The organism is Pseudomonas sp. p99-361 (assembly GCF_003935475.1).
GTDB classification, from domain to species: domain Bacteria; phylum Pseudomonadota; class Gammaproteobacteria; order Pseudomonadales; family Pseudomonadaceae; genus Aquipseudomonas; species Aquipseudomonas juntendi.
The window spans coordinates 85,187-111,804 of record NZ_RHQO01000012.1 but is presented as its reverse complement, the minus strand read 5'-3'; the positions used below and the strand labels follow the sequence as shown (position 1 = coordinate 111,804).

33 protein-coding genes are annotated in these 26,618 nt (G+C 61.1%); 23 read left to right on the top strand and 10 right to left on the bottom strand.

The genetic code is table 11. The features are described from left to right. The first annotated feature begins 457 nt into the window (after positions 1–457). The 9 genes from gabP (at position 458) to EGJ22_RS08270 (ending at position 12,171) form a co-directional block, all read left to right on the top strand. Complete coding sequence (gene gabP / locus EGJ22_RS08310) at positions 458–1,849, top strand: GABA permease (protein WP_029888092.1); 1,392 nt, start codon at positions 458–460, stop codon at positions 1,847–1,849. Between the two features lie 554 nt (positions 1,850–2,403). Then, positions 2,404–3,255 carry an STAS domain-containing protein gene (locus EGJ22_RS08305; protein ID WP_029885913.1) on the top strand — a complete coding sequence of 284 codons (852 nt, stop codon included), beginning with the start codon at positions 2,404–2,406 and terminating at the stop codon, positions 3,253–3,255. 4 nt (positions 3,256–3,259) lie between these two features. Further along, on the top strand, positions 3,260–3,622 hold the full coding sequence (locus EGJ22_RS08300) for an STAS domain-containing protein (RefSeq protein WP_009683492.1): 363 nt from the start codon (positions 3,260–3,262) through the stop codon (positions 3,620–3,622). Then, positions 3,619–4,023: an anti-sigma regulatory factor gene (locus tag EGJ22_RS08295; protein ID WP_029885914.1), complete on the top strand. Its 405-nt coding sequence runs from the start codon at positions 3,619–3,621 to the stop codon at positions 4,021–4,023. Before EGJ22_RS08300 ends, EGJ22_RS08295 begins: the two co-directional genes overlap by 4 nt. Continuing rightward, entirely contained in the window at positions 4,020–5,033 is a 1,014-nt protein-coding gene (locus tag EGJ22_RS08290) for an ATP-binding protein (RefSeq protein WP_029885915.1), read from the top strand. Before EGJ22_RS08295 ends, EGJ22_RS08290 begins: the two co-directional genes overlap by 4 nt. Further along, on the top strand, positions 5,026–5,874 hold the full coding sequence (locus tag EGJ22_RS08285) for a sensor histidine kinase KdpD (protein WP_029885916.1): 849 nt from the start codon (positions 5,026–5,028) through the stop codon (positions 5,872–5,874). Before EGJ22_RS08290 ends, EGJ22_RS08285 begins: the two co-directional genes overlap by 8 nt. Then, positions 5,864–7,807: a response regulator gene (locus EGJ22_RS08280; RefSeq protein ID WP_064314260.1), complete on the top strand. Its 1,944-nt coding sequence runs from the start codon at positions 5,864–5,866 to the stop codon at positions 7,805–7,807. The genes EGJ22_RS08285 and EGJ22_RS08280 overlap by 11 nt, the downstream gene beginning before the upstream one ends. A 116-nt stretch (positions 7,808–7,923) precedes the next feature. Continuing rightward, positions 7,924–10,317, top strand: a complete 2,394-nt coding sequence (locus EGJ22_RS08275; protein ID WP_029885918.1) for a TonB-dependent siderophore receptor — start codon at positions 7,924–7,926, stop codon at positions 10,315–10,317. Positions 10,318–10,539: 222 nt separating this feature from the next. After that, positions 10,540–12,171 carry a methyl-accepting chemotaxis protein gene (locus tag EGJ22_RS08270; protein ID WP_029885919.1) on the top strand — a complete coding sequence of 544 codons (1,632 nt, stop codon included), beginning with the start codon at positions 10,540–10,542 and terminating at the stop codon, positions 12,169–12,171. A 132-nt stretch (positions 12,172–12,303) separates the two neighbouring features. On the opposite strand, the gene EGJ22_RS08265 is transcribed toward EGJ22_RS08270, so the two are convergent. From EGJ22_RS08265 to EGJ22_RS08240, 5 genes are all read right to left on the bottom strand, one after another. Continuing rightward, positions 12,304–12,567, bottom strand: a complete 264-nt coding sequence (locus EGJ22_RS08265; RefSeq protein ID WP_009683500.1) for a DUF3077 domain-containing protein — start codon at positions 12,565–12,567, stop codon at positions 12,304–12,306. Between the two features lie 16 nt (positions 12,568–12,583). Further along, positions 12,584–12,826 carry a hypothetical protein gene (locus EGJ22_RS08260; RefSeq protein ID WP_029885920.1) on the bottom strand — a complete coding sequence of 81 codons (243 nt, stop codon included), beginning with the start codon at positions 12,824–12,826 and terminating at the stop codon, positions 12,584–12,586. Positions 12,827–13,451: 625 nt separating this feature from the next. After that, the gene (locus EGJ22_RS08255; RefSeq protein WP_029885921.1) at positions 13,452–14,000 is read right to left on the bottom strand and encodes a hypothetical protein; all 549 of its coding nucleotides are present in this window, start codon (positions 13,998–14,000) and stop codon (positions 13,452–13,454) included. Continuing rightward, complete coding sequence (locus tag EGJ22_RS08250) at positions 13,984–15,162, bottom strand: site-specific integrase (RefSeq protein WP_029885922.1); 1,179 nt, start codon at positions 15,160–15,162, stop codon at positions 13,984–13,986. Before EGJ22_RS08250 ends, EGJ22_RS08255 begins: the two co-directional genes overlap by 17 nt. 158 nt (positions 15,163–15,320) lie before the next feature. Beyond that, the gene (locus tag EGJ22_RS08240; protein ID WP_029885923.1) at positions 15,321–16,097 is read right to left on the bottom strand and encodes a hypothetical protein; all 777 of its coding nucleotides are present in this window, start codon (positions 16,095–16,097) and stop codon (positions 15,321–15,323) included. Positions 16,098–16,222: 125 nt separating this feature from the next. On the opposite strand from EGJ22_RS08240, the gene EGJ22_RS26450 reads away from it, so the two are divergent. After that, a complete protein-coding gene (locus EGJ22_RS26450) occupies positions 16,223–16,519 on the top strand; it encodes a hypothetical protein (protein WP_080709209.1) in 297 nt (98 codons plus the stop codon). Positions 16,520–16,677: 158 nt separating this feature from the next. Here the strand turns inward: EGJ22_RS26450 and EGJ22_RS08230 are convergent, their stop codons facing one another. The 5 genes from EGJ22_RS08230 to EGJ22_RS08210 form a co-directional block, all read right to left on the bottom strand. Further along, positions 16,678–17,031, bottom strand: coding sequence for a carbon storage regulator (locus EGJ22_RS08230; RefSeq protein WP_050492198.1), 354 nt, complete (start codon positions 17,029–17,031; stop codon positions 16,678–16,680). A gap of 99 nt (positions 17,032–17,130) precedes the next feature. Continuing rightward, complete coding sequence (locus EGJ22_RS08225; protein ID WP_029885925.1) at positions 17,131–17,646, bottom strand: Rha family transcriptional regulator; 516 nt, start codon at positions 17,644–17,646, stop codon at positions 17,131–17,133. Positions 17,647–17,750: 104 nt separating this feature from the next. Beyond that, on the bottom strand, positions 17,751–18,023 hold the full coding sequence (locus EGJ22_RS08220) for a hypothetical protein (RefSeq protein WP_029885926.1): 273 nt from the start codon (positions 18,021–18,023) through the stop codon (positions 17,751–17,753). Between the two features lie 28 nt (positions 18,024–18,051). After that, positions 18,052–18,450 carry a response regulator transcription factor gene (locus EGJ22_RS08215; protein WP_029885927.1) on the bottom strand — a complete coding sequence of 133 codons (399 nt, stop codon included), beginning with the start codon at positions 18,448–18,450 and terminating at the stop codon, positions 18,052–18,054. Positions 18,451–18,585: 135 nt separating this feature from the next. Beyond that, on the bottom strand, positions 18,586–19,113 hold the full coding sequence (locus EGJ22_RS08210) for a S24 family peptidase (RefSeq protein ID WP_223809608.1): 528 nt from the start codon (positions 19,111–19,113) through the stop codon (positions 18,586–18,588). Positions 19,114–19,439: 326 nt separating this feature from the next. On the opposite strand from EGJ22_RS08210, the gene EGJ22_RS08205 reads away from it, so the two are divergent. The 13 genes from EGJ22_RS08205 (at position 19,440) to EGJ22_RS08145 (ending at position 26,567) form a co-directional block, all read left to right on the top strand. After that, positions 19,440–19,742, top strand: a complete 303-nt coding sequence (locus EGJ22_RS08205; RefSeq protein ID WP_064590906.1) for a Cro/CI family transcriptional regulator — start codon at positions 19,440–19,442, stop codon at positions 19,740–19,742. Positions 19,743–19,879: 137 nt separating this feature from the next. Further along, on the top strand, positions 19,880–20,215 hold the full coding sequence (locus tag EGJ22_RS08200) for a hypothetical protein (RefSeq protein ID WP_029885930.1): 336 nt from the start codon (positions 19,880–19,882) through the stop codon (positions 20,213–20,215). Further along, on the top strand, positions 20,208–20,477 hold the full coding sequence (locus EGJ22_RS08195; RefSeq protein ID WP_033744516.1) for a hypothetical protein: 270 nt from the start codon (positions 20,208–20,210) through the stop codon (positions 20,475–20,477). Before EGJ22_RS08200 ends, EGJ22_RS08195 begins: the two co-directional genes overlap by 8 nt. Continuing rightward, complete coding sequence (locus EGJ22_RS08190; RefSeq protein WP_029885932.1) at positions 20,474–20,764, top strand: hypothetical protein; 291 nt, start codon at positions 20,474–20,476, stop codon at positions 20,762–20,764. The genes EGJ22_RS08195 and EGJ22_RS08190 overlap by 4 nt, the downstream gene beginning before the upstream one ends. Then, positions 20,761–21,534 carry an ORF6N domain-containing protein gene (locus EGJ22_RS08185; RefSeq protein WP_064590904.1) on the top strand — a complete coding sequence of 258 codons (774 nt, stop codon included), beginning with the start codon at positions 20,761–20,763 and terminating at the stop codon, positions 21,532–21,534. Before EGJ22_RS08190 ends, EGJ22_RS08185 begins: the two co-directional genes overlap by 4 nt. Further along, a complete protein-coding gene (locus EGJ22_RS08180; protein ID WP_064590902.1) occupies positions 21,528–22,178 on the top strand; it encodes a hypothetical protein in 651 nt (216 codons plus the stop codon). The genes EGJ22_RS08185 and EGJ22_RS08180 overlap by 7 nt, the downstream gene beginning before the upstream one ends. Then, the gene (locus EGJ22_RS08175) at positions 22,175–22,405 is read left to right on the top strand and encodes a hypothetical protein (protein WP_064590900.1); all 231 of its coding nucleotides are present in this window, start codon (positions 22,175–22,177) and stop codon (positions 22,403–22,405) included. The genes EGJ22_RS08180 and EGJ22_RS08175 overlap by 4 nt, the downstream gene beginning before the upstream one ends. Next, on the top strand, positions 22,402–23,196 hold the full coding sequence (locus tag EGJ22_RS08170; RefSeq protein WP_064590898.1) for a helix-turn-helix domain-containing protein: 795 nt from the start codon (positions 22,402–22,404) through the stop codon (positions 23,194–23,196). The genes EGJ22_RS08175 and EGJ22_RS08170 overlap by 4 nt, the downstream gene beginning before the upstream one ends. Then, on the top strand, positions 23,183–24,001 hold the full coding sequence (locus EGJ22_RS08165; protein ID WP_064590896.1) for an ATP-binding protein: 819 nt from the start codon (positions 23,183–23,185) through the stop codon (positions 23,999–24,001). The genes EGJ22_RS08170 and EGJ22_RS08165 overlap by 14 nt, the downstream gene beginning before the upstream one ends. Next, positions 23,998–25,410 carry a DnaB-like helicase C-terminal domain-containing protein gene (locus tag EGJ22_RS08160; protein WP_029885939.1) on the top strand — a complete coding sequence of 471 codons (1,413 nt, stop codon included), beginning with the start codon at positions 23,998–24,000 and terminating at the stop codon, positions 25,408–25,410. Before EGJ22_RS08165 ends, EGJ22_RS08160 begins: the two co-directional genes overlap by 4 nt. Further along, the gene (locus EGJ22_RS08155) at positions 25,397–25,897 is read left to right on the top strand and encodes a hypothetical protein (protein WP_029885940.1); all 501 of its coding nucleotides are present in this window, start codon (positions 25,397–25,399) and stop codon (positions 25,895–25,897) included. The genes EGJ22_RS08160 and EGJ22_RS08155 overlap by 14 nt, the downstream gene beginning before the upstream one ends. Then, on the top strand, positions 25,894–26,181 hold the full coding sequence (locus EGJ22_RS08150; RefSeq protein ID WP_024717998.1) for a hypothetical protein: 288 nt from the start codon (positions 25,894–25,896) through the stop codon (positions 26,179–26,181). Before EGJ22_RS08155 ends, EGJ22_RS08150 begins: the two co-directional genes overlap by 4 nt. Continuing rightward, positions 26,178–26,567 (top strand): antiterminator Q family protein, encoded by a 390-nt coding sequence (locus tag EGJ22_RS08145; RefSeq protein ID WP_024717999.1) that lies wholly within the window; start codon positions 26,178–26,180, stop codon positions 26,565–26,567. The genes EGJ22_RS08150 and EGJ22_RS08145 overlap by 4 nt, the downstream gene beginning before the upstream one ends. Positions 26,568–26,618: the final 51 nt, after the last annotated feature.

The following is a 26,618-nucleotide window of genomic DNA, read 5'->3' as shown; positions in this document are numbered from 1 at the left end:
AACAAACGTAGGAGCGAGCGCAGCTCGCGATGCGCCGCGCGGGCGGCGCTCGATCTCACAGGCGCTGCATATCTTGTGACAAACACCTGTCAGCCCTGATGCAATCCCTGTGGGAGCCGGCTTGCCGGCGATAGGGCCGGTCCAGGCCATACACAACCAGATGAAAAACAAAAGCACCCAACGGCCAGATGGCGCGATTGGGCATGCCATTCGCGACATCTGGCGCCAAGGGAAATGCCCTGTCGTGATCGAACAGTTCCGGGGCGTTCTCGTGTAATTTCCCACCGCCCTGCGGGGCTTAAATGAAGCCCGAACCGCACTGACACCTTGCGCTGTGACGCGTGCCCAAGATCAACAACAGCATGCGAGCATTGTGTCGACCTACCCAACTCAAAGGAGCTATTTTCGCCTACGCCTCCCCGTCCATCCTTGTGTTAGCAAAAAGAGAACAACATCAATGAACACCGTGGGATCTGATGGCAACCTTGCACAAGGTTTCAAGCCACGACACGTAACGATGCTGTCTATCGCCGGCATCATCGGCGCCGGACTTTTCGTCGGCTCTGGCCACGCCATTGCGGCAGCCGGCCCAGCCACCATAATTTCCTATTTCGTAGCCGGAACCCTGGTGGTTCTGGTCATGCGCATGCTCGGCGAAATGGCCGTGGCGCACCCTGACACCGGATCGTTTTCCACCTACGCCGACCAGGCCATCGGCCGCTGGGCCGGCTACACCATCGGCTGGTTGTACTGGTGGTTCTGGGTACTGGTCATTCCGATCGAGGCGCTGGCCGCCGGGCATGTGCTGAACGCCTGGTTCCCCCAGGTGGACAGCTGGATCTTCGCCTTGGCCTCGGTGCTGTTGCTGGCCGGCACCAACCTGTTCAGCGTGGCCAAGTACGGCGAGTTCGAGTTCTGGTTCGCCATCCTCAAGGTCACGGCCATTCTCGGTTTCATCGGCCTGGGCTTTGCCGCGCTGATGGGCTGGCTGCCCAACCGCGAAGTCAGCGGCCTGAGCGGGCTGATGGCTGACTACGGCGGTTTTGCGCCCAATGGCTGGCCGGCTGTGGTCGGGGCGTTCATTACCGTGATGTTCAGCTTCATCGGCACCGAAGCCGTGACCATTGCGGCTTCCGAGTCCAGCGACCCGTCGCGCAACATCGCCAAGGCTACCCGCTCGGTGATCTGGCGCATCAGTACCTTCTATATCCTCTCGATCTTCGTGATCATCTCGGTGGTGCCGTGGAACGATCCGCAGCTGGCGGTGGTGGGCTCGTATCAACGTGCGCTGGAGATCATGAACATCCCCAACGCGGCATTGATGGTCGACCTGGTGGTGCTGGTGGCGGTAACCAGTTGCATGAATTCGTCGATCTACATCGCATCGCGGATGATGTACTCGCTGGCCAAGCGCGGTGACGCCCCGGCCTTCCTCAACAAGACCTCCAAGGTTGGCGTGCCGCGTGCGGCGGTGTTTGGCAGCACCCTGATCGGGGCCGCCATCGCCATCCTCAACTACTTTGCGCCCAAGGGTGTATTCGAGTTCCTGCTGGCCAGCTCTGGCGCCATTGCCTTGCTGGTGTACATGGTCATTGCCATCTCGCAGCTGCGCATGCGCCGCCGCCTGGAGCGGGAGAACACCGAGCTGAAGTTCCGCATGTGGCTGTTCCCGTACCTGACCTGGGCGGTGATCATTTTCATTGGCGGGGCGCTGGCGGTCATGATGTACACGCCTGAGCACCGCGCGGAGGTGAGCTCCACATTGGGGCTGGCGATTGTGATCTCCTTCCTGGGCATCGTGACTTCGCGGGGCCATGCGCAACCGGTGGGGGCGCGGTCGATGGGGTGAGTGGGTTCACCCGGGGTCAGGGCAGAAGGCACCTATGGATAGGTAAAGCCTGTCAGTTAAGCGTTACTGGGGCTGCTTTGCAGCCCTTCGCGGGCACGCCCGCTCCCACACGTTCGGCGCTGAACTCAAGAAATGCGCGATCCCTGTGGGAGCTGGCGTGCCCGCGAAGGGTCGCAAAGCGGCCCCAAAATACGTAACTGACAGGCATTACCTATGGGTAGGTGCCTTTTTTTTGCGCTGGAGTTGCCTACCGAGTGCGCCAGGCGGTTTCCGAGCGCCTTGGGCATCTTGCTTCCGCCCCGCCGCCGATTACCGGGCGGGTACTTGCAATATGAGGTACGGTTCAAGGTTGCATCGATGTCATGCCGTGATGGTATGCATTCCTATAAAACCGTTTCGCAGTAGGCTGCCGCAATCCGAAGCCGTTGGGCTATCCTAAATGGCTTAATGCAATTATCTTTTCCCGCTGCACAACTAATCGAACCGGCAAATGTCATTCACAGCAGGCCGGCCATTCATCGGGACGCCGGCCTTCACCACTGGAGCGAAGGCACATGGCAACACTGCAAGGCAGCACGTTGGAGGCTATCCAACATAGCCAGGCGCAACTGCGCGAGGAATGGATAGCCAGCCTCGAAACCAACGGCGCCACGCGCAATATCAAAGAACAGGTACTGGCACAGGAAACCCAGGAATTTCTGCAGTTGCTGGTGGACGGCCTGCGCGCTGGTGGCGGCAACCACCTGGCCGGCAGCGAGTGGGAGGCGTTGCGCCGGTTCCTGGAGAAGCTTTCTGCCAGCCGCGCTCAGCTTGGCCACGATTCGCACCAGGCCGCGTTCTTCATCTTCGCTTTGAAAGGGCCGCTGTTCGGCTTGCTGCAAACGCAGTACAGCAGCGAGCCGGCACGCCTGGCCGAGCAACTGTGGCTGGTGTCGGAACTGCTCGATGGCATGGGTATGCACACCATCCGCGCTTTCCAGAAAACCCGCGAGGAAGTGATCAGGCGCCAGCAGGAAGAACTGCTGGAGCTGTCTACCCCTGTGGTCAAACTGTGGGACGGGGTGCTGGCGCTGCCACTGATCGGTACGCTGGACTCGCAGCGTAGCCAGACGGTCATGGAGTCGCTGCTGCAACGCATCGTCGACACCGGCTCGGAAATTGCCATCATCGATATCACCGGTGTGCCTACCGTCGACACCCTGGTCGCCCAGCACCTGCTGAAGACCGTCACGGCCATCCGCCTGATGGGCGCCGACTGCATCATCAGTGGCGTGCGCCCGCAAATCGCCCAGACCATCGTGCACCTGGGGCTGGACCTGGGCTCGCTGACCACCAAGGCCAGCCTGGCCGACGCCCTCAAGCTAGCCCTTGCACGCCTGGGCTGCGACATCAGCAAGCAGGGGTAAGCCCATGGAGCGTATCCCGATCCTGCAAATGGGCGAGTTCCTGCTCGTGACCATTCAGGTCGACATGCACGACCAGCTGGCGATGACCCTGCAGGAAGACCTGACCGAGCGCATCAGCAGTACCTCGGCCCGGGGCGTGTTGATCGATATTTCCGCGTTGGACATGGTCGACTCGTTCATCGGCCGGATGATCGCCAGCATTTCTGGCCTGTCCCGCATTCTGGATGCCGAAACCATGGTGGTCGGCATGCAGCCGGCCGTGGCCATTACCTTGGTCGAACTGGGCCTTACCCTGCCGGGCGTGAGCACGGCACTCAATGTGGAGCGTGGCATGCAAGTGCTGCGTCAACGTGTGAGCCAAAAATGAATGTGCGCGAAAGCGGCAGCCAACCGGTACGAATCGAACAGGATGTGGTACTGGCGCGTCAGTTGGCGCGCAAGCTGGCCGGCGAATGCGGCATGCGCCTGGTGGACCTGACCAAGCTGGTGACGGCAGTCAGTGAACTGGCGCGCAACACGGTGGTGTATGGCGGTGGTGGCGACATGGACTGGGCTGTGCTGGAGGATGGCGGGCGCACCGGTTTGCGCCTGTTGTTCCGCGATGAGGGCCCCGGCATCCCCGACATCAAGCTGGCGCTGACTGACGGCTGGACCTCGGGCGGTGGCCTGGGCCTGGGCCTGACCGGCGCTCGGCGGCTGGTCCATGAATTTGAACTGGACACCGCGCCAGGGCAGGGCACACGCGTGACGATCACCCGATGGGCATGAACCTGTTCGCCAGCCAGACCCAGGTGATGGGCCTGGCAGACCCGAGCGATGTTGGCCACGCCCGGCGTACCGCACAAAAGCTGGCCGAGCGGCACGGCTTTGACGAAGAGGACTGCGGCCGTGTGGCGCTGCTGGCCACCGAGCTGTGCAGCAACGTGCTCAAGCATGCCGGCTGCGGTGAACTGCACCTGCGGGTGCTGCCCCGTGAGCACGGGGGTTATGCCATTGAACTGCTCACGGCGGACCGTGCCCAGGGCTTTGATGCACAGGCCTGCCTGACCGACGGTTATTCAACCGCAGGCACCCAGGGAATCGGCCTGGGGGCCTTGGCGCGCATGGCCCAGGTATTCGATGTGTACGCCGATGCGCGCGGCGCGGTGGTGCTGGCGCGCGTGCATGCCCAGCGCGACCACGCGCCAGACTTGCGCGTGGGGGTAAGCCAGCATGCCCTGCACGGCGACCCCGCCTGTGGCGATACCTGGCACCTGGCGATCGAAGGGCAGCGTATCAGCGCCCTGGTGATCGACGGCCTGGGCCACGGTGTGGATGCCCAGGCTGCAGCCAGCGCGGGCGCGGCAGTGTTTGCCCAGGCCCCGTTCGCCGACCAGTTGGAGCAATTGCAGGCCATGCACCATGCCATGAATGGCAGCCGTGGTGGCGCGGTGGCGATAGCACGCTATGACGGTGCCCGCGACCACCTCGGTTTTGCCGGCATCGGCAATATCGGCGCCAGCCTGGTGAGCGCAACCCAGGTGCGTGGGTTGGCTTCGTTGCCCGGCATCGTTGGCGGGCAGTATAGAAAAGCCCAGGTATTTGACTACGCTCAAGCAAATGGAAAACTGTTGATCATGTACAGCGACGGCCTGCAGTCCCGTTGGAATCTGGAGAATTACCCTGGCCTGGTGCACCGCCACCCGGCCGTCATCGCGGCAGTGCTGCACCGCGACTTCTGCCGGGGCCGGGATGATGTAACCGTGCTGGTCATCGACCTGGAGGCGGCGCATGGCTGATGCAGAGGTAATTGCCCGGCTGCAGGCGGATAACGATGCCCTGCGTGCCGAACTGGAAGAAACCAACCAGGGCGTGCTGGCGCTGTATGCCGAGTTGGACATACAGGCCGAACAGCTGCGCCAGGCGTCGGACTTGAAAAGCCGCTTCCTGTCGTACATGAGCCACGAATTCCGCACGCCGCTGGGTTCGATCCTGAGCATCACCGGCCTGCTTACCGACGAGCTCGACGGGCCGCTGTCGGCTGAACAGCACCGCCAGGTCACCTTCATCAGCACCGCCACCCGCGAGCTGTCCGACATGGTCGACGACCTGCTCGACCTTGCCAAGATCGAAGCCGGGCGCATCAGCATCTCGCCGGCCTGGTTCGACATGCTCGATCTGTTCGCGGCCTTGCGCGGCATGTTCCGGCCGATTGTCGACGCTACTGCAGTCGACCTTATCTTCGAGGAGCCTACAGGGCTGCCGCGGCTGTACACCGATGACAAAAAGCTCGCGCAGATTCTGCGCAATTTCATTTCCAACGCGCTGAAGTTCACCGCCCAGGGTGAGGTGCGGGTGTCGGCCCAGCTGCATGGCGACGACCGCATCCGCTTTGCCGTCAGTGATACCGGCATTGGCATTGCAGCAGAGCTGTTGGATACGTTGTTCGAAGATTTCACCCAGGTAGATTCGCCACTGCAGAAGCGCTTTCGCGGCACTGGCCTGGGCCTGTCGTTGTGCAAGCGCTTTGCCATGCTGCTGGGTGGCGAAGTGGGGGTGCACAGTGAACCAGGGGAGGGCTCTACCTTCTTCGTGGTGATTCCTCTGGCCCTGGCTCAGGAGAACGCCGATGAAACCTGAGGTGCGCTTGCTGATCGTGGACGATAACGTCGCCACCCGCTACGCACTGCGCCGGCGCCTGGTAGTGCACGGCTACGAAGTGCTGGAGGCAGGCACCGGCGGTGAAGGCCTTGCGCTGATTCGCGACGAGCAGATAGATGCCTTGATCCTGGACGTGAACCTGCCCGACATGAGCGGGTTCGATATCGTACGGTTGCTGCGCGAAGATGCCCGCACGGCGTTGTTGCCGGTGATTCACGTGTCGGCCGCGTCGATCCAGAGCGGTGACATCATCACCGGCTTGAACGCTGGCGCCGATGCCTACCTGGTGCACCCGGTAGACCCGGATGTGTTGCTGGCAACCTTGCGTACCCTGTTGCGGGTGCGGGACGCCGAGCGCGCCCTGCGCCAGAGTGAGGCGCGCTTTCGCGAGATATTTACCGGTGTATCAGCGCCCATCGCGGTGCTCGACGCCGAGTTCAAGGTGCACGAGTGCAACCAGGCATTCAGTCACCTGACCCAGGAAAACAGCAACCCCGGGCAACTGCTGGAATGCTTTGCCAGCGGCCAGGAGCCAGCGTTGGCTGACCTGCGCCGGCACCTGGCGGCTGGCGAGCGCTGGAAGGGCACCCTGAGCATGCTGGTGCACGGGCATGTACGCGAAACCGAGTGGCAACTGTCGCCCTACCAGGCGCCAGGGCTGTGCCTGGTGTTCATCGAGGACATCACCGAGCACCGCCACCGGGAGCGCTCCCACCTGGCCCGCCTGGACGATGCCACCAGCCAGTTGGCGCGGGAAGTGGCGGTGCGTGAACGCACCGAAGCGCAACTGCTGCAACTGCAGAAAATGGATGCCCTGGGCAGCCTGACCGGCGGCATTGCCCACGACTTCAACAATTTGCTCACCGGCATCATCACCAGCCTGGAGCTGATCTGCAAACGGGTGGCGGAAAACCGCATCGAGAAAGTGCCCAGGTACGCCGAAGCCGCACTCAGTTCAGCCACCAGCGCGGCCTCGTTGACCCACCGGTTGCTGGCCTTCGCGCGCCAGCAGCCACTGGATACCCGGCCGGTGGACGTCAACCAGCATGTACGCTCGCTGGAAGAGCTGCTGAACCGCACCATCGGCGAGCGCATCCAGCTTACCCTGGACCTGTCGACCCACCCGGCCATCGCCCTGGTCGACCCGGTGCAACTGGAGAGCGCGGTGCTCAACCTGGTGATCAATGCGCGCGATGCCTTGGCCAAGGGCGGGCGGATCTGGGTGAACACCGCAGCCACCTGGTCGCAGGGCAACCCCGACCTGGCAGACGGCCATTACATTGCCGTCAACGTGCGCGACAACGGTAGCGGCATCGAGCCGGAGCTGCTGGAAAAGGTGTTCGACCCGTTCTTCACCACCAAACCGGTGGGCCAGGGCACCGGGCTGGGGCTGTCGACCATCTATGGCTTCGCCCGGCAGTCCGGCGGGCATGTGCTGCTGAGCAGCGTGGTGGGGCAGGGCACGGAGGTGACCCTGTTGCTGCCGGCCAGCGCGGAGGCCGCGGTAGCGGTGGAGCCGGCCAACGTGCAGAACCTGCGAGGCAATGGCGAGCACGTGCTGGTGGTGGAAGACATGGCCTCGGTGCAGGTGGCGGTGGCAGAAGCGCTGACCGATGCCGGGTACCGCTGTACGGTGGCCACCACCACTGACGAGGCGTTGCGGCACCTGCGCGACGACGCCAGCCTGGACATGATGCTGACCGATGTTGGCCTGCCGACCCTCAGCGGCCGCGAGCTCGCCGACCTGGCGCGGTGCTACCGGCCCCAGTTGCCGGTGCTGTTCATGACCGGGTACGCCGATGCGGCCCAGGACCGCCAGGCTTTTCTCGGCGCGGGCATGGACATGCTGGTGAAGCCGTTTCAGCTCTACGAGTTGCTGGTAAAAGTGCGCCAGGCGGTCGGTACCCCCTGAGGCAATTACCCCCGTCGTTTTTTTCTGAAAATAAATGAGGTGTTTTCTCATTCTCGTTCGGCCTTTGCACAAGGCCGGAATACAGGCCACCCGCCGACCCTCTACGGAGCGAGAAAATGAGTTCGACACCGGTTCCACAGCGCCACCCCCTCAGCCGTGCCATGCACGCTGCGATTCTGGGTTTGGTTGTCAGCAGCCCGGCATTGCCAGCGCTGGCACAACCTGCTGGCACTGATCACACCCTGCAACTGCAGCAGTGGAACATCCCTGCTGGCCCGCTGGCACCCGCGCTGGACCGTTTTGCCCGCCAGGCGGGTGTGAGCCTGGCCTTCGACGCGCAAACCGTGGCCAACCGCACCACCCCAGGCGTGCAGGGCGGCCTGGCGACGCCCGCGGCGTTGTCGGCGCTGTTGCAGGGGACCGATCTGCAGGTTGAACAGCAAGGCCCCCAGGCCTACCAGATCATTGCGCAAGCGCCGGCTGCCGGCCCGCTGGAGCTGGGTGCGACCGAGGATTACCGGCTGGCGCCGGTCATCATCAATGCCAAGGTCAAGGCCAGCGCCGATGATGACCTCAATTCAGTGGTGGCCAAGGAACTGTGGGTTGGTGGCAAGGTGGCCACCAGCATCCTCAACACCCCGGCCTCGGTGTCTGTGGTGACCCGCAAGGAAATGGAGCAGCGCAGCGTCAGCACCACCGAGGAAGCGCTGCAGTACAGCCCGGGCGTGGTCAGCGACTTCTACGGCTCGGACGACCGCAACGACTACTTCCAGATCCGCGGCTTCCAGGCCACCACCTACCGCGACGGCCTTACCCTGAGCTCGATGCGCGGTGTGCGCGAAGACCCCTATGCCTATGAGCGCATCGAGATTCTACGCGGCGCCAACTCCACCCTGTTCGGCCCGGCAGACCCGGGCGGCTCGGTGAACTTCGTGACCAAGCAGCCGCGCTTCGAGAAGTTCGGCCAGGGCTACGTGACCTACGGCTCCTACGACCATGCCGAGACCGGCATTGACGTGGGCGATGCCCTGAACGACGAGCAGACCCTGGCCGGCCGCTTCACGGCCAAGCTGCAGAACAGCGACCGCGAGTACGACCACTCGCAAGACGACAACCGCTTCGTGATGGGCGGCCTGACCTGGGCGCCCAGCGACTTCACCTCGGCCACGGTGATTCTCGATTACCTCAAGACCAACAGCTCGCCCAACAGCGGTGGCTACCCGCTGGACAAGGAATACGACCGCAGCGATTTCTACGGCGAGCCCGGCTACAACTTCCATGATGTGGAGCGCACCAGCCTCAGCGCCAGCATCACCCACGACTTCGACAACGGTTTCACCCTGCGCAGCAACCTGCGCTACAGCGAGCTGAGCGATGACTTCGGCTACGTCTACCTGAGCGACAGCGCCGAGCGGGTGGGCACCGTGATCCCCCGCTACGTGTTCGGCACCGACAGCGACGCGGACCAGCTCAATGGCAACCTGATGCTGCAGTACGATGCCCAGTTCGAGCACATCGACAGCAGCACCCTGGTGGGCGTGGAATACCTGGACTCGACCAACAAACAGCGCTCGGTGTACAGCCTGGCGCCGTCGATAGACATCGCCAACCCCGTATTCACTGGTGTACCTGGCGGCATCACGCCGTATAGCCGCGAGAAAAACGACGCCACCACCAAGGCCGTGTTCCTGCAGCAGAACCTGTCCTTCTACGACCGCGTCATTGCCACGGTGGGTATGCGCAATGACTCGATGGACCTGACCAGCACCGAGTACGTGGGGGGTGTGAACAGGCAGAGCGATACCTTCTCGGAAACCTCTTACCGCGGCGCGCTGACCTACATCGTCAACGATGAAGTGTCGACCTACGTCAGCATGGTGGAATCGGTTTCGCCGCCGCAGGTAGGGGTTACCCCGCAGACCGGCAGGCAGTACGAAGTGGGCGTGAAGTACTCGCCGCTGGGCATGGATGCGATGTTCTCGGCCGCCGTGTACGACCTGACCCAGGAAAACGTCACCATCGCCGTGGTGCTGCCCAGCGGCATCATCGAGCAGCAAACCGTGGGCGAGTCCCGCGCGCGCGGCCTGGACCTGGAAGCCAAGGCCCAGGTCACGCAGAACCTCAGCCTGATCGGGGCCTATTCGTACATGGACACCGAAGTGCTGCGCGGCTCGCTGTATGACGGCAGCTCGCTCAAAGGCAAAGCGTTTACCGTTGCGCCCAAGCATACGGCTTCGCTGTGGAGCTACTACGACATACCCGACACCGACGTGAGCGTGGGCTTGGGGGCGCGGTACGTGGGCGGTTACTTCATGGACGCGGCCAACACCAAGAAAAGCGACGGCACCACCCTGTTCGACGCTGCGCTGAACTACAAGATCGCCAAGGGCACTGACCTGGCGCTGAATGTCAGCAACCTGTTCGACGAGCAGCATGTGGTGGGCTCGGGTACGGCCGATTACTACAACCCAGGGCGGGAAGTGACCGCCAAGTTGAGTTACAGCTGGTAAGCCAGCCCAGGCTCATGATCGTCACCCAGCCCCAGAGCTGGGTGACCCCCTCCCAATCCAACCCTCGCATCGCCCAATCAAATAAAATTGTACAAAGAACTTTTTCTGTACAAGGTAATCATAGGCCTGATATCAAAACGTCACTACGCGAAAACCCGTCCGCACCCTTGTGCACGGGACCCAGCGTAGCGCCCAGCCAGGCCTTGAAGGGTTGCCCCCACGATGCTCAACAATCTCAGTATCTCGAAAAAACTGTACTCCGGTTTCGGTCTTGTACTGCTCATCATCGCCGTATTGGTACTGACTGCCTTGCGAGGCTTCGACCAGGTCAGCAGCAGCGTGAAGCGCAACATCCACAGCTACGACGTGCTCAACAGCTCCAGCAGCATGCTAAACAGCCTTGTCGACATAGAAACCGCCATGCGCGGTTTTGCCCTCACCGGCCAGGACAGCTTCCTTGAGCCCATGAACACAGGCGAAGAGGCGTTCATCGACGCTTATAATCGCCTGAAGCAGGCCACCGCCGACAACCCCCAGCAGCAAGGCCGGCTGGCCCGCCTGCAACAGCTTTACCAACAGTGGTTGCAGCAAGACATGCAAACCAGCGTGAACCTGCGCCGCGAGGTCAATGCTGACCGCGCGCCGCTGACAACGCTGGTCAGCCAGATAAGCTCGGGCCAGGCCAAAGCCAAAATGGACGCCATGCGCGCCGTGATCAACGAATTCCAGGCGGCCGAGAAATCCCTGCAGGACGAGCGCAGCCTGCTGATGGACCAGGCTAAATCCACCGCCTTCACCATCCTGATCGCCGGCGGATTGGTGGCTGCAATCCTGGCTGTGCTGATCGCCACATTCCTCGCAAGAACCCTCACCCACCGCCTGGGTGAAGCCGTAACGCTGGCGCGCAACATCGCTGACGGGCGCCTGGACAACACCATCGCCATTGAAGGTAAGGATGAAGTCAGCACCCTCCAACAAGCATTCGTGGCCATGCAAGACCGCCTGCGCACTATGATTGGCGAGATCAGGGCCAGTGCCGAACAACTGGTGGGGGCTGCCGATAACATTTCGGCGGCATCGGTACAGCTCTCGGCGTCAGCCCAGGAACAGTCGAGCTCGGCCTCCTCGATGGCGGCCACGGTCGAGGAGCTGACCGTGAGTATCAACCATGTCTCTGACAATGCGGTGGAAGCGCATGCCCAGTCCAGCGAGTCGGGTCGCCAGTCCAGCGAAGGCGGCAGCGTGATTCAGGAAACGCTGTCGCGCATGAACCTGATCGCCCAGACCGTAGAAGCCTCTGCCGGCCAGATCAGCGAACTGGACAGCCATGCCGAGCAGATCAGCAGCATTGTCAGCGTGATCAGCGGCATTGCCGAGCAGACCAACCTGCTGGCCCTGAACGCCGCCATCGAAGCCGCCCGCGCCGGCGAACAGGGCAGGGGCTTTGCGGTGGTGGCCGACGAAGTGCGCTTGCTGGCACAACGCACCGGCAACTCGACCCAGGAAATTACCGAGATGGTCAAACGCATCCAGTCCGGCACCCGCGATGCCGTGGGGCAGATGGAGGTGGGTGTGCAGCAGGTCAAAGGCGGTGTGACCCTGGCGCAACAAGCGGGGGAGGCGATCGTCAGCATTCGGCAGTCTTCGGGGGACGTGGTGCGCATGGTGGACCAGATTTCCCTGGCACTGCGTGAACAGACTGCGGCTAGCCAGGATGTGGCGCGCAACGTTGAACGGATTGCGCAGATGTCGCAGCAGAATAGCCAGGCGGTGGAGCAGACGGCCGAGACGGCGGGGGCGTTGCAGCGATTGGCGCAGGGGTTGTATGGGCAGGTGGGGGTGTTTCGGATTTGAGGGGTTAGGGGGGGATGCCCCTGCGCGTGCGACGTCCTCATTCGCCGTGCGCACAGGGGCCCTTGGCGGGCGATAGCGTCAGTGATTGATAGCTGCGAGCCGACTGACTTCTATCGCCTTTGGCCTTGAGGTTCAGCGCATCATGCCCAACTCCGCATCATCCAGCAGCGCTTTCCCCAGAGCGCAAAGATAGTGCGCTGCCCAGATCAGCTTCGGCTTGTCTTCCATCAACCCATCAATGGTCAAGTCCCGCGCATACCCCATCAGCTCCGACGCTTGTTCACGGGCGTTCTGGCAGGGGATGCCCGGTTCGATGCGGAACAGCGGGTGGGTCTGGTTTTCACCTTGGAAGAAGATGGTTTTGCCGACAGTGCATTGGGTGTTTTCGGTGGTCATCGAGCAATACCCCTGGTCAATGCATGGTTTGCGGGTCGGCTGGCCTTTGTATTTGCGCCAGTGCCGATTCGAGCAAACGGCGGAGTGTTTCCAGCTCGTGCATCGAGGCCATGATCAACACGGAGGCGGGTGATCTGGGTTGCATCATCATTGCTTGCTGTGCAACGGCTTCGGCGCAGAGCGCGTAGTCGGTTGCGAGCATGAGGGTGTCTTCCAGGGAGTGGGGGAGGTGGGGTGGGTCGGGGACGATTTTTAGCATTGGACTGTGTTCTCGATAGGGCTACCGCCAACCCGCTGTCAAACGGAATGGTGGCAGCTGTGCATGGGTTGACAGACCGGCGAACACAGAAACCGGCGCACGCGAGCGTGCCCCATGCACAACCGCCATTAACGGTTATGCGCGCTGTGTATCGTTGCGGCCTGTCAAAGCCGGTCGTTGATGGGTAACGACCTACCGAGCCTAGAACTCTGACCTTGAGGCTGCAACGGAAAACAGGCGCAGGGAGTATGTTTGGGAAATGTCCTACGCGGAAGGGGTTAAATCTGATTTTCTGGCACTGGCCCAGCCACCCACAAGCACAAAGAAGACGCCTGGGGGTAATGTCTGTTAGTTAAGCGATTGGGGCCGCTTTGCGGCCCATCGCCGGCAAGCCGGGCTCCCACAGAAGCAGTGCAGACCTCAAGCTTTGCGCGGTACTTGTGGGAGCTGGCTTGCCGGCGATGGGCTGCGAAGCAGACCAATGGCTGCCACTAAGGCTTGACTGATTGGGATTACGCCCGAGGGCGCCTTCTTTTTTGGAATTCGGTGGGCCGGGGGGATTTGAACCCCCGTCTGCGCCACATGTTACAAGGCTTGCGGTCGAATCGCTGTCATTAAGCTGTCATTACTTGGGCAGCGCCTGAAACGAAATCTGACGGTCCCCCTTGGCGGCAGCACGCTCGCAGATTTCTGGCTCCGTTCGCAGCCACTCCTCAAATCGTTGCATTGCTTTCAGCAGTTCTTGGGCTAACCAGAAATAGTCGACAAACCTAACTCGATCGGGTGTAACGCCAATCTCAGCGAGCCAGCCATCAATGAGCTTGAGCAACCGCTCGTCTGACATCTCGGCTTTCACCTTATAGTAGATAAGGTTTGCACCATTCCGTCGGTAGTCTCGCGATTCCGCTGCTCCTGTGTGCAACAATCCGCACCGGGCAGCCCATAAATCAAGTCCCGTGAAGTCAACAGGATTATCGGCAATCAGAAATTTGTTGGCCCATGCAATGAAATCATGCTTATCAATTTCCTCTTTCGTGGAAATTACCCAAGCAGCTCGATCTATGGCCATATATAGAACAGATAACGCCTGAGATTCCAACTGCGCATGAAGAAGGAGTGTTAGCGCTCGAATGTCCTCCATCGGCGCCCTCATCACCCTACCCAAGTTTGTCATGCTTATGCTCCGTAGCTGCATTGATCCATAGCGATTCAGCTTTGCCGCCAGCATCGGTATCAGCCGAGGGCATCCATCGCCCATATACTCGCGCAATCATCGTCCAATCGCTATGCCCCATCTGCTTGGCAACCCACATCGGGTGTTCTCCAGCAGAAAGCATCATCGACGCATAGGTGTGCCTGGTCTGGTACGGGCGCCGGTATCTTACGCCGGCCTTCTTCATAGCTGGATGCCACATTGTCTTGCGGATCGGCTGATCTCCGGCCCAGCGCTCAAGGGTGCGCGGGTTTTGGAAGACCTCTTTGTCAGCGAGGAAAGTGTGCGACTTCTGAGCGGTTAGCGCTTCGAGGGCAGGGCGCAGCAACTTCACTGACCGCCGGCCGGCCGCAGTCTTCGTTACCTCGGCCTCTCCACCTGCAGCCTGGGTCATTGCCCGGCTGATCATCACCTCCCCACGTACCCAGTCCACATCTCCCCAATCCAGCGCTACAAGCTCGCTCGTCCGGAGGCCGGTCCATAGCGCAAACTGAACCATGTTCCTGGCCTGGCCGCTCAAGGCTGCAAGAATTGCCTTCTGTTCCTCAGGCGAGAACGGGTCCACATCGTCGTCCTTCGGCGGCGCTTCTTTCCTGGCGTATGTCCACCCGGCCAGCGGGTTGATGTCCAGCAGTTCCTCGTCGACAGCGTCGTTGAGTGCAGACCGGAGGCAGCTCTGGATGTTGCTCAGTGTCTTGTTGCCGACCTGCAGGCCATCCAGCCAGTCGCGCACCAGCTTTCGTTTAAAGTCCACCACCAGGTGATGACCGAGCGCGGGCACCAGTCGAAGCTCGACAATCTTCCGGTAGCCCTCGAAGGTGCTGCTCGATATGTGCTTCTGCTTGGCGGCCAGCCACCTGGTGAGAAACCCACCCACGGTTTCCTGGCTGGTCTCTGGTGCGAACTTTGCGGCCCGGGGGGAGCCTGGGAACGTGACAGAATAGTCAAACGTACCCTGGGCGATGGCGTGCTCGATCGCCGCCTTGTGCTGCTGGGCCTTCTTCAAATTAGTGGCGGTGGGCTTGAGCGCGACGCGCTCGCGGCACCTAACACCCCGGTACATGAACGTGATCTCGATGCTCGAGTCTGAGACTGCCCTGACACCGCTCCCGCCTCTACCCATGATTCATATCCTTCCATGTCAATCAGCGTCCGGCCGTCCGGCGCTTTTATCCAAATCTCGCCAAGCCGCCAGATCCCGTCGCGGATCTTTGAGCGGATCGCGTCCTCGGTGTAGCCAGACTCGCTGGCGAACTTTCTGACGGTCATGTAGCGCATGCTTTACTCCACCTGACGCGTCAGGCTTTGGTTGTCACGCTGAACTGTCACGCCAGATGCAGCCAGCGCCGCCAACTCAGCGACCAGCGCATCGGCGCGCCCGTAGAACTTCCCTGTGTCCTCATTCACGAACCGCTCCAGCACGGTGGCCACCGCTTGCTGGTTGGCCAGTCCGCGCAGGTCCGCCTCGGTGAGTGGCGTGTCGGTCGATGGCGCGTGCACGAAAGCCTCCTGGCTGATCAGCAGGGTGCGCACCGGCCTGATCCCCTTGCACTTGCTCACCCAGTTCGTATCAGGCACGCACCAGGGCAGCATGTGCAGGCACCAGGCGGTCGCTGCGTTCGACTTTTGGCTGCTGCTCCAGTACTCGCTCAGGCCGAACGCCTGGACCGCACCCCTGACCGTGTACGACCCATCGTGACCCCAGTCCGGCAGTTGCAGCAGGTTGCAGCGCAGCACCTGCAGCTCCTCGATCGACGGGATGTGCCAGCCCCAGGTGCCACGGATGTTCATGCCCAGCACCTTGCGGGCGATAGCGCTGCCCTCGGCGGCCATGGCCTGGGTGTTCGCCAAGCCGTCGAAACGCGACGTGGCACCCCGGATGCGTGGGCGTGGGCCTTCCTCCTGCCACCAATGGGCAGCCACTTCGAACTCCCGGCCTGCGTCGATGACTGAGTGCTCAGCACCATCGAAGAAGAGACGGCCGGCGAAGAAGCCGCCGCCCAGGGGCTGGCCGATGGCGGGGAGGGCGGCGGGATTGATTGATCGGCGCTTGATCATTGGAAACCTCCTGAAACTATACTGGCGGCTCTGGGCTGGAGGATTATTGACAGGCGAGTATTTGGCTTATAAACCTTGAAAGGCATGAAGTTAATGCTCAGAACACTTCTAGGGATGGGGGAGCTATGAAGAATCGAGGTGCTAGGTTTTGGGAATGGGCAGACCATCAACTTCACCACCGTAGCCATGACGAGAAACTCAGCGATGGCACCACGATTGATGTTCAGAGCCGCCTCTCTCGTACCGGTGTGGCTCAACTCTTTATCGGTGTATATCGCGTTGACGGGCTGCTCCTTCTTGAGGAGTACTACCCGAGCAGGCCGGGCGAGACCATTAGCAAAGCGCTCACCTGGGGCACTGATCGGGCCCGCCTGTTCGCAACGGGCGGCAATTTGGCTGTTGCCGACGACGGGGCCGCGTAGGAACCTAGGCCGTCCGTGTCCAAGTTGTGAGTCGAAGTGATCGGCCAGCACACGGCGCCCATCCAGGCCACAAGCGGCAGACAGGTCGAGCACTTGGCCAAAGGTGGTTTGGCGCTGCTGCAGGGCATCCCACAGCAGCAGAAGCAGGCCGGCCTGGGTCATGGCTGCTGCTCCTGCACCACCTGCTGCTGCATGGCATTGAACCCGGCCAGGAAGATCAGGTAGTCACCATGTGTGCGTTCATCAACGAAACCGTTGCGGCCCTTCTGCAGCTCCGTTTCGCTGGCGCCAATAGGGTTGGCGGCGATGAATAGGTCGCGAGGATCTACCGGTGCAACTGCAGGACGAGGATCAGCCAGGCGGCGCTGGTGGATCTCTTCGCGATCGACGACCACTCCACCCGGCGCAATGATGCCGAGGCGAACTTGGGAGCCATTCACGCCGGCCACGGTCACGCGAATGTTGCCGCCGATGACGATTGCCTTGCCGATATTGCGACTGAGCATGAGCATTTCGTGAATCTCCTTATTTCAGGCGAGACAGAGCCCGCCGAGTAACTTGGCTTTCGAGTGAAGTTGCGGTGTTACTGGGCGGAAGTTGCGCCCGATATCTCAGTGAAGTTGCAGTGCTTGCTGCCCATCCTTTTCAAGCTGGATGATCTTCCCCTCAATGACCGGCTTCTTTAGCTGCCACCGGCGCATTGTCTTTCCGGCGAGACTCGCTAGGCCCTTCTCCTGCTTGAACTCAGCCACCAGCATGTGACGTTGCTGCTCGATCGATAGCGAACGGTCCTGGAGTTCGCGGGCCATCCTGTTGAACGCCTCGATGAACGCTTCTTTCCAGGCGGCAGCCTTTTCCCCTGTGAAACCCATGACAACGAACATGAATCCATCCTTTGTCATGTTGAACATGCGCTGAACCTTTCCCTGTTCGTCGATGTAAGAGGTCTCCTCAAAATTGAGGAGACGAAAATTCGCAGAACATTTGACGTTGTCGATCGCGCGCAGCACGTTGTCGTGACGCTTGCCGAACCGCTTGGCCACCCTCACCGAGTCGGTGGTCGGCTCGTCGCCGCCACAGGTCACAAGCTCGCGATAGTCGACCTCGGTCAAAATCAAATCAGTCATCCAGGCTCCCCTCGATTGGATTCATCCTCGCAAGTCCATTCGCTGGCTGGTTGGTCACCGCGCAGGGCTCTCGCTGGAAAGCCCTCGACGCTGACCTGGCCATGTCAGCAGTACCCGTCAGCCTGGCGGGCTTCGAGGATCTGGCGCACCTGGTCCTTGTCGAACACCAGCGCCGTTTGGAACCCGCTGGAGGCAGTACGCGCCCGCTTCGGCTCGTAGCCCAGTCGCATCACGTAGCGACGTGCTGCGCTGCGGTCCATCTTCAGGAGATCGGCCAGTTCTTTGAGGGTGGTCATCTTCCCTTGAGCTGGAGCGAGGGCTGGGCCTGCTGCCGCCTGGCTCGATTCCGAGCTGATACCGATAGTCACGCTGATCATGGAGTGCTCTCGCTTGTGAGTTTCGTGGTTAGGCTACTGCCACCTGCTGCTCAACCCGCCGCGCCGCAACGCGGAGCTCGACCCGGCGCTCGCCGCCGTTTCCACCTCGGCGGATGCGCATTGCCACGTCATCGCCGATCATCGAGTGAAGGGTCAGCACCAGCGCCAGGGCTGTGGCCATCGGGCTAATCAGACCCTTCTGCATGGCTACGGCAACCAGCTGTGCCCGCCGGGTGACGCCGAGTTTCGTGGTCGCGCTGAGCACCCGCTTTTTGATCGAGTCGGGCTGAACACCGAGCTCGCGCGCCAGTTCCTTCGAGGTCTGACCTGCAGCAATACCCAGCACGCACTGGACTTCACGAGGGGAAAGCTCACGCCCCAGGAAGCCGGTCCAGCCATTGGCGGTTATGGTGGTTGCTGCGGTCATGGTGGTGCTCCGTGCTGTGTGTTGGTGTCAGTAAAATTAGCTGTGCTTTATTTTTATGTCAACAGCGCAGCTAATTTATTTTCTGATGGGTGCAAAAAACCCGCCGGATGGCGGGTTCGTGATGAGGTGATCTGCCTAGATCCTGCTGAGAATCTTGCTTGGTGCCAATATGTTCCCGACGTAGTGGATTTTGTCTATGTCTGACCAGTCTATGGTTCGGCGTTCGTATGCCGAGTTCACGGACATCACACTGACTCCATCCTCGCTTTCGAAGAGAAGCTCCTTGACCATGCTCTGCCCGTCGGAAGTGGTCACCATCACATACTCCCCTGGAACGAGCCGATGATTAGGCTCGCACACCGCGACCCACCCACTACGAATAGCTGGGGCCATTGAATCGCCCTTCAGTCGCAACGCATAGGCATCCTCATCCCTAGACCAAGTTTCTACCCATCCGTCTGAGTTATCCAAGCCAACCCAATAGCCATCATTCCCAAGCTGGGCGGTACCCACGATTTCGATCCTTCGAGGTGCGGTTGTGATTGGAGGGCCTGGCTCCACGTTGCCAGCTTGAATGGACGGGTAGGTGAGATGCTGAACACTCTGGGCGAGCCTGGGGCTAACATCTTCTGGCGCGAAATCCAAAGCTTTGGATAGCCGCATGAGAGCATCCAGATTCAGAGCAAGCTTACCAGTCATATATTGGTTAACAGTGCTCTGTGGGGATTTCCACTCACACCGCTCCCCGATCTCTGTCTGAGTAAGAGCGATCCCTCTGCTGCGGGCCTCTGATTTTCGCTTGTTGTAGATGTCCTTGAGCCTTGCGCTCTCGGCAATCTCTTCAGGCGTAAGTGGGCGTCTGTGTCTGGTTATCATGTGCGAACCCTATTAGCAGAGCTTATATCTTGCAACCAGCCTTGCTAATCAATGCTTGCGGCGAAAATAAAGCGTGGCTAATATTTGGATGAGTTCCTGATCGAGAAGTCATCATGAAAGAAATTAAGCTGGCTGACTTCCTTCGGTGCAAAGGCACCCAGCCGCAGCTCGCCAAGGCCGTTGGCGTTACCCAAAGCGCGATTTCGCAGATGGCTAAATCGTCTCGCGATATTCGTGTCCGCGTTTTCGAGGATGGACGCATTGAGGTCATTGAGTTCCGGATCCTCAACCGTTGTGCAGCTGCCGGCAATGAGGCTCCGCCGACCTTGACGCAAACGATACCCCCAACCTCCAATCTGCGCAGCTCCACTGGGGTGGCTGTTCACCCATCCAGTACCGCGCAGGCCTCCCCATGAAGGCCTCTCAATCCCTCTTTTTGCTGAGCGGTTGACCTTTTCGACCGCCCACAAAAAAGCCCAGCCTTAGCTGAGCTTCTTAGTCGGCACCCGCGCCAACGGGTGTCTTGGTATCACTTTGCTTCGAGAAAACCAAAATGAAATCAGAAAATACCACCACGCCATCACCGGCGCAACCCATCCTCACCGTCGAGACCGGCTTCTTGGATACGCCGATTGATAATCGGGGCTTGAACCTGCTCACCGTCGCGGCCGGTACAAACGCCGAGGACGCACTGCGTGCAGCTCGCACACTGTCTTCTGGCCTGAGACAGATCTGCCAGCACATGCACGACAGCCTGAACATGGGCGAAATGGCCTATTGCGATGGCATGGCAGCGCTCAGCTTCCTGGGGGAGACCGTCAGCGCGCTGGTTTGGTCGGTAGAGAAGAGCGTTGCCCGCGCAACGGCTGCCGAGGTGAGCAATGACTAATCAGCCCACAACGATAGCCCATCCTTTCGCTTCCAGTGGCGCCAGCGAAGTCTTTGAGGCGGTGGCGGGTGTTCCACTTCACGAATCCTTGGATGCAGCCACTGATCGCTTGGAAGCGGTTCTTGCTGGTCTCCGCGACTTGATGACTGAACCGACCGTTTCCAACCAAGCCACCTTGATCTACTTCGCCGCCGACGCAGCGCTCGCCTTGGTGTACAGCGCCCATGCCGGTGTCGCTCCGGGGCAGGGAGGTGCTGCATGAGCGCTGACCAGCTTGAGACCATTGCCCAGGACGCTACCTTCCAGGTCCAGTGCGCCATGTGCCAGATCGACTGGCTGCGCAGCGTCCTGCACGTGCTTGAGGACCGCCTCAATACGTCCGGCGATAAGCACGGCGCCAATTTGGCGAATCTGGCTATTTATAACGCCGATGACTGGCATAACGCGCTGGATGATCAGCGGGAGACCCTGGAGAAGCGCATCGACCAAGCAACCGCCGCGCCACAAAACCCTGCTGTTGCAAAACGTGGCGCGGGAGGTTCGGCATGAACCAGGTCACCATCCACAACACTCAGCTGCCCGTCGTCGAGTATCGCGGCCAGCGCGTAGTCACCCTGGCGATGATCGACCAGGTGCATGAGCGGCCGGATGACACTGCTGGTCGCAATTTCCGCGAGCACCGTGACCGGCTCATTGTCGGTAGTGACTACTACGTCATCGCTCGATCTGAAAACAGCGAAATTCGCGGTTTAGGTTTCGACGTGCCGAATCGCGGTTTGATCGTCCTGACCGAGCAGGGCTATCTGATGCTGGTCAAGTCGCTAACCGACGATCTGGCTTGGACGGTCCAGCGCCAACTGGTCAGCAACTACTTCAGGCCGGCACCAGCACCTGCTCTCCCTGGCGACTACATCACGGCCTTGGAGCACCTGCTGGCCACGAAGCGTTCTGAGCAGCTGGCGTTGGAGCAGCGTGACCATGCGATCGCCACCAAGGCGGAGATCGGCAGTCGGCGAGAAGCCACCGCCATGGCCACTGCATCAGCTGCTGTCCGCAAGGTCATGCACCTGGAGAACGAGCTGGGTCGTGGTTGCCAGCACGCCACCGTGACGGCGGTTGAAAAGGCCGCCCACCGAAGCTTCGGTGGCCAGGGTTTCCGTCCGCTCAAGAACTGGTGTGACATCCATGGGGTGTCCGCCCCGAAAGTCCAAGACCCTCGATTCGGCTGGGTTCGCTCCTGGCCTGCGGCCGCCTGGGCGGCTGTCTACCAAATTGACCTGGCCGAACTGTTCGGCGCTGCTGGAGAACAACCATGCTGAAACTGAACGCTGCGAAAGTCCGCAAGATGGCAGAGATCTGTGCCAAGCCGGATGTTTCTGAAAAGGTGAAGTTCATCCTGATCCAGCACGTAGCTCGCAATGCTGGGCAGCACCGTAAAGAAATTTGGGCTGAGCGCCGGGCTTTCAGCCGTCAAGCCGGCATCTTCGAAGTTGAAATGCCCGGCGCCCCGATGCAGATCGCGGAGCTCAAGCAGCGCGCGAAGGACCATCGACGTGGCGAGCTTGACCAGGTCGATAACTTGCTGGCCGGCATCGGCAGCATGCTTCTGCATGATCGCGGCGAGGCATTCGAGAAGATTGGCCTCTGCACCCTTCTCGATCTCCTTAGCATCAACCCAGTTCACCGGCATGGCTTGGATGTCCGCGATCTCGACCGGGGTCTGGCGGACCTGATCTACGTCGAGCGCCTGGAGAACAGCGCTGACCGTTCCTCTGACCGCTGGGGAGAGGGCGGACCTCTGTTCGAAGCGTGCTTTGCCGCCGTATCCAACTGGCTGAGGACGGCGCCCAAGGAAGACCTGCCTGATCTGTTCGGCCCAGGCTCACCCTTCGCCGACGTCAAGCTCGTTCAGATCGATCCGGTAACGGGTAGCACCGGTCCCTCATCGGAGACCCTTCAATGACCCCGACCCTAAAACCCGACCAGTCGATCCAGCAGCGCGCTGGAGCATTGATCGTGCCGAGTGGATGGCCGTGCTGCGATGTGTTCAAGCTGTTCCCAGAGGGCGCCCGCTGGCAGTTCTACGAGTGGGCAAAACAGCAGCGGGCTTTTCTTGAGAAGCATGGCTGGATTTTTGAGGAGTCGTACGACCAGTACGTGCGCCGCATTTGTGAGGAGCTGGAGTTGTGAGCATCCAATCCATGACCTGGGCGCTCGAGCAGCGCGTGGTCACCGATCCCACGTGCCGGCATGTGCTTCTGTGCCTGGCCAACTACGCCGACAAGAACGGACGTGGGGCGTTTCCATCAGCTTCGAGCCTGTCTGATGACACCGGGCTATCCGAGCGCACCATCCGTTACAAGCTGGACGCCCTGGAGGCCGCTGGGGTTATCCAGCGCGGGAACCAGGCGATAGCTGCTGCGTACATTGATCGCTATGACCGGCGCCCGGTGGTTTACGACATGGTTGAAAATCGGGGTGCACCAGTTGCACCCCGCGATGACGAGGATGCCGAACGGGGTGCAAATGAAGACGCCACGGGGTGCAGCTCACAACAGAACGGGGTGCAAATGACGACAGAACGGGGTGCACCAGCTGCACCCAATCCGTCATCTATCCGTCAGTTATCCGTCAATAAACCAAAGAAACGTGCAGGCAAGCCTGCTGGGGAGAAGTCAGCCAAGTTTGATCCTCTGAGCGCAAAGCCTGAGAACGTATCGGTTGAGACCTGGGCCGACTGGTGCCAGCACCGTAAAGAAATCCGCAAGCCGCTGACCGCAACAAGCTGTAAGCAGCAGGCCGAGGATCTGGCCAACCACCCAAACCCCGATGCCGTGATCAAGTTGTCGATTGGCAAGGGGTGGACAGGGCTCTTCCCTGACAGCGCCATCCCTGCTCGAGCTGGATCACAGACCACCGCAAGCGCAGTGCTGCAAGTGCCTGCCCACCACCAGGAGATGTACCCTGATGACCTCATCTAAATTCAGGCCAGCCCCAGGCGAGCGCGCAACCGGCATTGCCAAATGCGAAGCGCCTGGGCATGGCCAGTACGAAACGAAGCAGGTTGAGCAGTTTGATGGCGGGTGGAAGGCTACCGAGTGTCCGCGTTGCCGCTGGGAATCCCTGAACCTTCAGTGCGAGGCGGGCGTGCGGGACGCTGCGTATGTCGAAAAGGAAGCCGACGAGCTCAACCGTGACCTGTTCGCCACCGGCATAACGCCGCGCTTCCGGGGCTGCACGTTCGACAGCTTCATCACCAACGCTGAATCGGCCAAAGTCCGCGCCCAGTCTATTTGCCGGCGCTACGCCGAGGAGTTCGAAGGCCACTACCGGGCTGGCCGCGCACTCATGCTACTGGGCGAGGTCGGGAACGGGAAAACTCACTTGTCATGCGCCATCCTGCAGCACGTTGTTCGGGAATACGGCGCCAAGGGCCTGATTGTGACTGCCGAGGCAATCATGCAGGCCGTGACGGACAGCTTCCGTAGCAACGTAGGGCCGTCGAAGTCCGACCTGCTGGCTGAGTTGGCCGCTGTCGACTTGCTGGTGATCGACGAGGTGGGTATGCACACGCCCCGCGATGGCAAGGACTTCATGCCCAGCCTGCTGCATGAGGTTATCGACCGGCGTTATCAGCTTGTTCGCCCGACGGTCCTGATCAGCAACCAGGAGCGCGAGCAGCTGCCGAAGTACATCGGGCCGCGGGCCATGGACCGTCTGCGTGAGAACGGCGGCCTGCTGGCGCCATTCACCTGGTCGTCGGCGCGTGTTGGAGGGGTAGCATGATCAACCAAGATTACGTGGCTTGCACAAAGGATGTGTCACGGTTGCACAGCCCTGAGTCGGAGCACGCCCTGATCGGCGCCATGATCCACCAGCCAGCGCTCATTGACGACGTGAAGCTTGAGGTCGGGGATTTCTACCAGACCGACTGTGCCGAGCTGTTCGAGCTACTGCTGGCGCTCAAGGCGAAGGGGCGGCAGATCGACGTGGTAACCCTGTCAGATGCCAGGCCGACCTTGGCAGACGGCCGTGGCACGCTGGCAGTGGCTGCTCACATCGCTCACAACACGCCCAGCGTGGCGAACTTCACCGAGTACGCCCGGATCGTGAAGCAGCGTTCAGTTGCCCGCCGGGTGATAGCCGCCGCCCACATCATGTCGGAGCGGCTGAAGGATGGCGAGCCACTGGACGAGGTTCTGGCGCAGGGTCAGCAGGCCTGGATCGCGCTTGAGGCGGAAGGGCTGGATTCTCGCAAGCGCTACCGCTTCGTGGGCGAGATCCTGCCCGAAGCGATCGACGGGGTTGACCGGAGATTCAACCGCGAGGTGGTGCTGGGGTTCGATACCGGGCTGCCATCGCTCGACAAGTTCATTCCCGGCATCTGCGCCGGGCACATGGTCGTCATCGCTGGCGCCCCGGGTAGCGGCAAGACCACCCTGGGCCTAGGTATCGCAGAGCGGGTGGCGTTGGTGGCCAAGTCCACGTCGCTGGTGTTCAGCCTTGAGATGACGGATGTGGAGCTGACAAACCGGTCGCTGGCCTCAGTGGGTAGCGTGCAGTTGAAGCACATCACCGAAGGACATTCGATGGCCGACAGCGACTGGCCAGGCCTGACGGCGGCTGTGAGCAAGCTCGATGGCGCTCCGCTGATCTTCTGTGATGACGCCTCCCTGACGATGCGCGATATCCGTCAGATCTGCCGCACGGTCAAGCGCGAGCATGGCCTGGGCTCCGTCACGCTGGACTACATCGGCCTGGTCAACGGCGAGAGTAAGTCGGCCAGTCGATATGAGCAGGTCACCGACATCAGCAAGTCGATCAAGCGGCTGGCCAAGGAACTGGGAGTGCCCGTGATGGTGCTGGCGCAGTTGAACCGCGGCCCAAACAACCGGGCGAACAAGCGCCCCACGAAGAGCGATCTGCGTGACTCTGGCCAGATCGAGGCCGACGCCGACGTGGTGGTGCTGGTCCACCGTGACCCTGAGTCAGAAGAGGGGCAGTCGGGTGTCACCGAGTTGATCGTGGACAAGAACCGCCATGGTGAAACCGGTATCTGCCGCGTGCAGCACCAGGGCGCCTATCACAGGTTTGCCGAACTGGTCGGGTACCAGCCAAGCAACGAAGAAGTCGAAATGGGCAGGACATTTGCCGGCCGTCACCGCACCAAAGGAGCTCAGCATGAAACTTTCTGATCTGTGGCCACGCGCTGGCGCTGGCAAACCTGCAACCCCGGTCGTCTCGGTGATCGTGACCAAGTGTGCTGGCGCCGGGCAGCCTGTTGCCACTGGCAATACCCCTGCGTCCATCTGCGCCCCGCGCGGGCCTGCTGAGCTGCCCGCCACCCTGGCCGAGTGCGAGGTGCTGGAGGAAGTGTTGTGCCGCGATGCCATCCGCCTGGAGTGCCAGATCGGGCAGGCCAAGGCCAAAGCTGTAACGGAAGGGCAGTACGCCGACGCGAACTGGTACCACCGAGCCAAGGCGGCGCTGAAGCACATCAATCGCGACCGTCAGCGCCTGATGCAGCACATGAAGGCGTTGCGAGTCGAAGCCCGTCGCAACTGTCCGGCTTGGCAGGCCCGCGACAAGGCCATCCTGCGTGAGTTGAACGCGCGGGTGCCGAAGGAGGTATTCGACGAGTGCGTGCGGGTGGTGGACGAGGAATTGGAGATGGTTCGATGAGCAACGTTACTGCGGCACTGCCGCGCAAAAGCCTGACCGCCGTGGAGTGCAAGTTCCTCAAGGTTGGCAACCGCATGCTGCTGGAGCAGAACAATGGCCGGATCGCTTCGGCCGCGCTGATGGACATCGTGGCCGACTGGCACGCTGCGCGCGCCAACGTGGGGTTCGAGCAGTTCGCCAAGGGCTGGATCACCGAAGGCAACGCCAGGAACAAACACGCTGACAAGCTGCTGCGCGAACTGTTCGGCCTGGACACTGACCCAACGCCCCGGAGGGCTGCATGAAGAAACGAACCTACGTGGACAAGGCGCTGGGTGATACCGAGTACATGCTCGAGCAGTGGGGCTGGTGGCGAATGAGTGAGATGGGGGTGCCACGATACGTGTCGCCACTCTATGCGCTCATGCGCGACAACGTACCCAGCGAGGGTGGTGCTCGGCAGTATGTCATCACAGACGACCTGGCGCTGATCATCGACGGCGCCGTGGCCAGGCTGACGAAGCGCAACCAGCAGATGGGTGATTTCGTATGGGCTTACTACGGTTCGAAGCACCCGGCCATGCGGGTTGGCCGGGAGGCGGGAATGTCAGAGCGCAAGGCGCGGGAGATCATCAAGGCGGGCGTTGCATGGATCGACTGCGCCCTCGAAGAAATTCGAGAAGCTGCGTAAAAAGATCTATGCGGGCGGATAAACACCTGTTTTCATAGCAGCGTGTCCAGC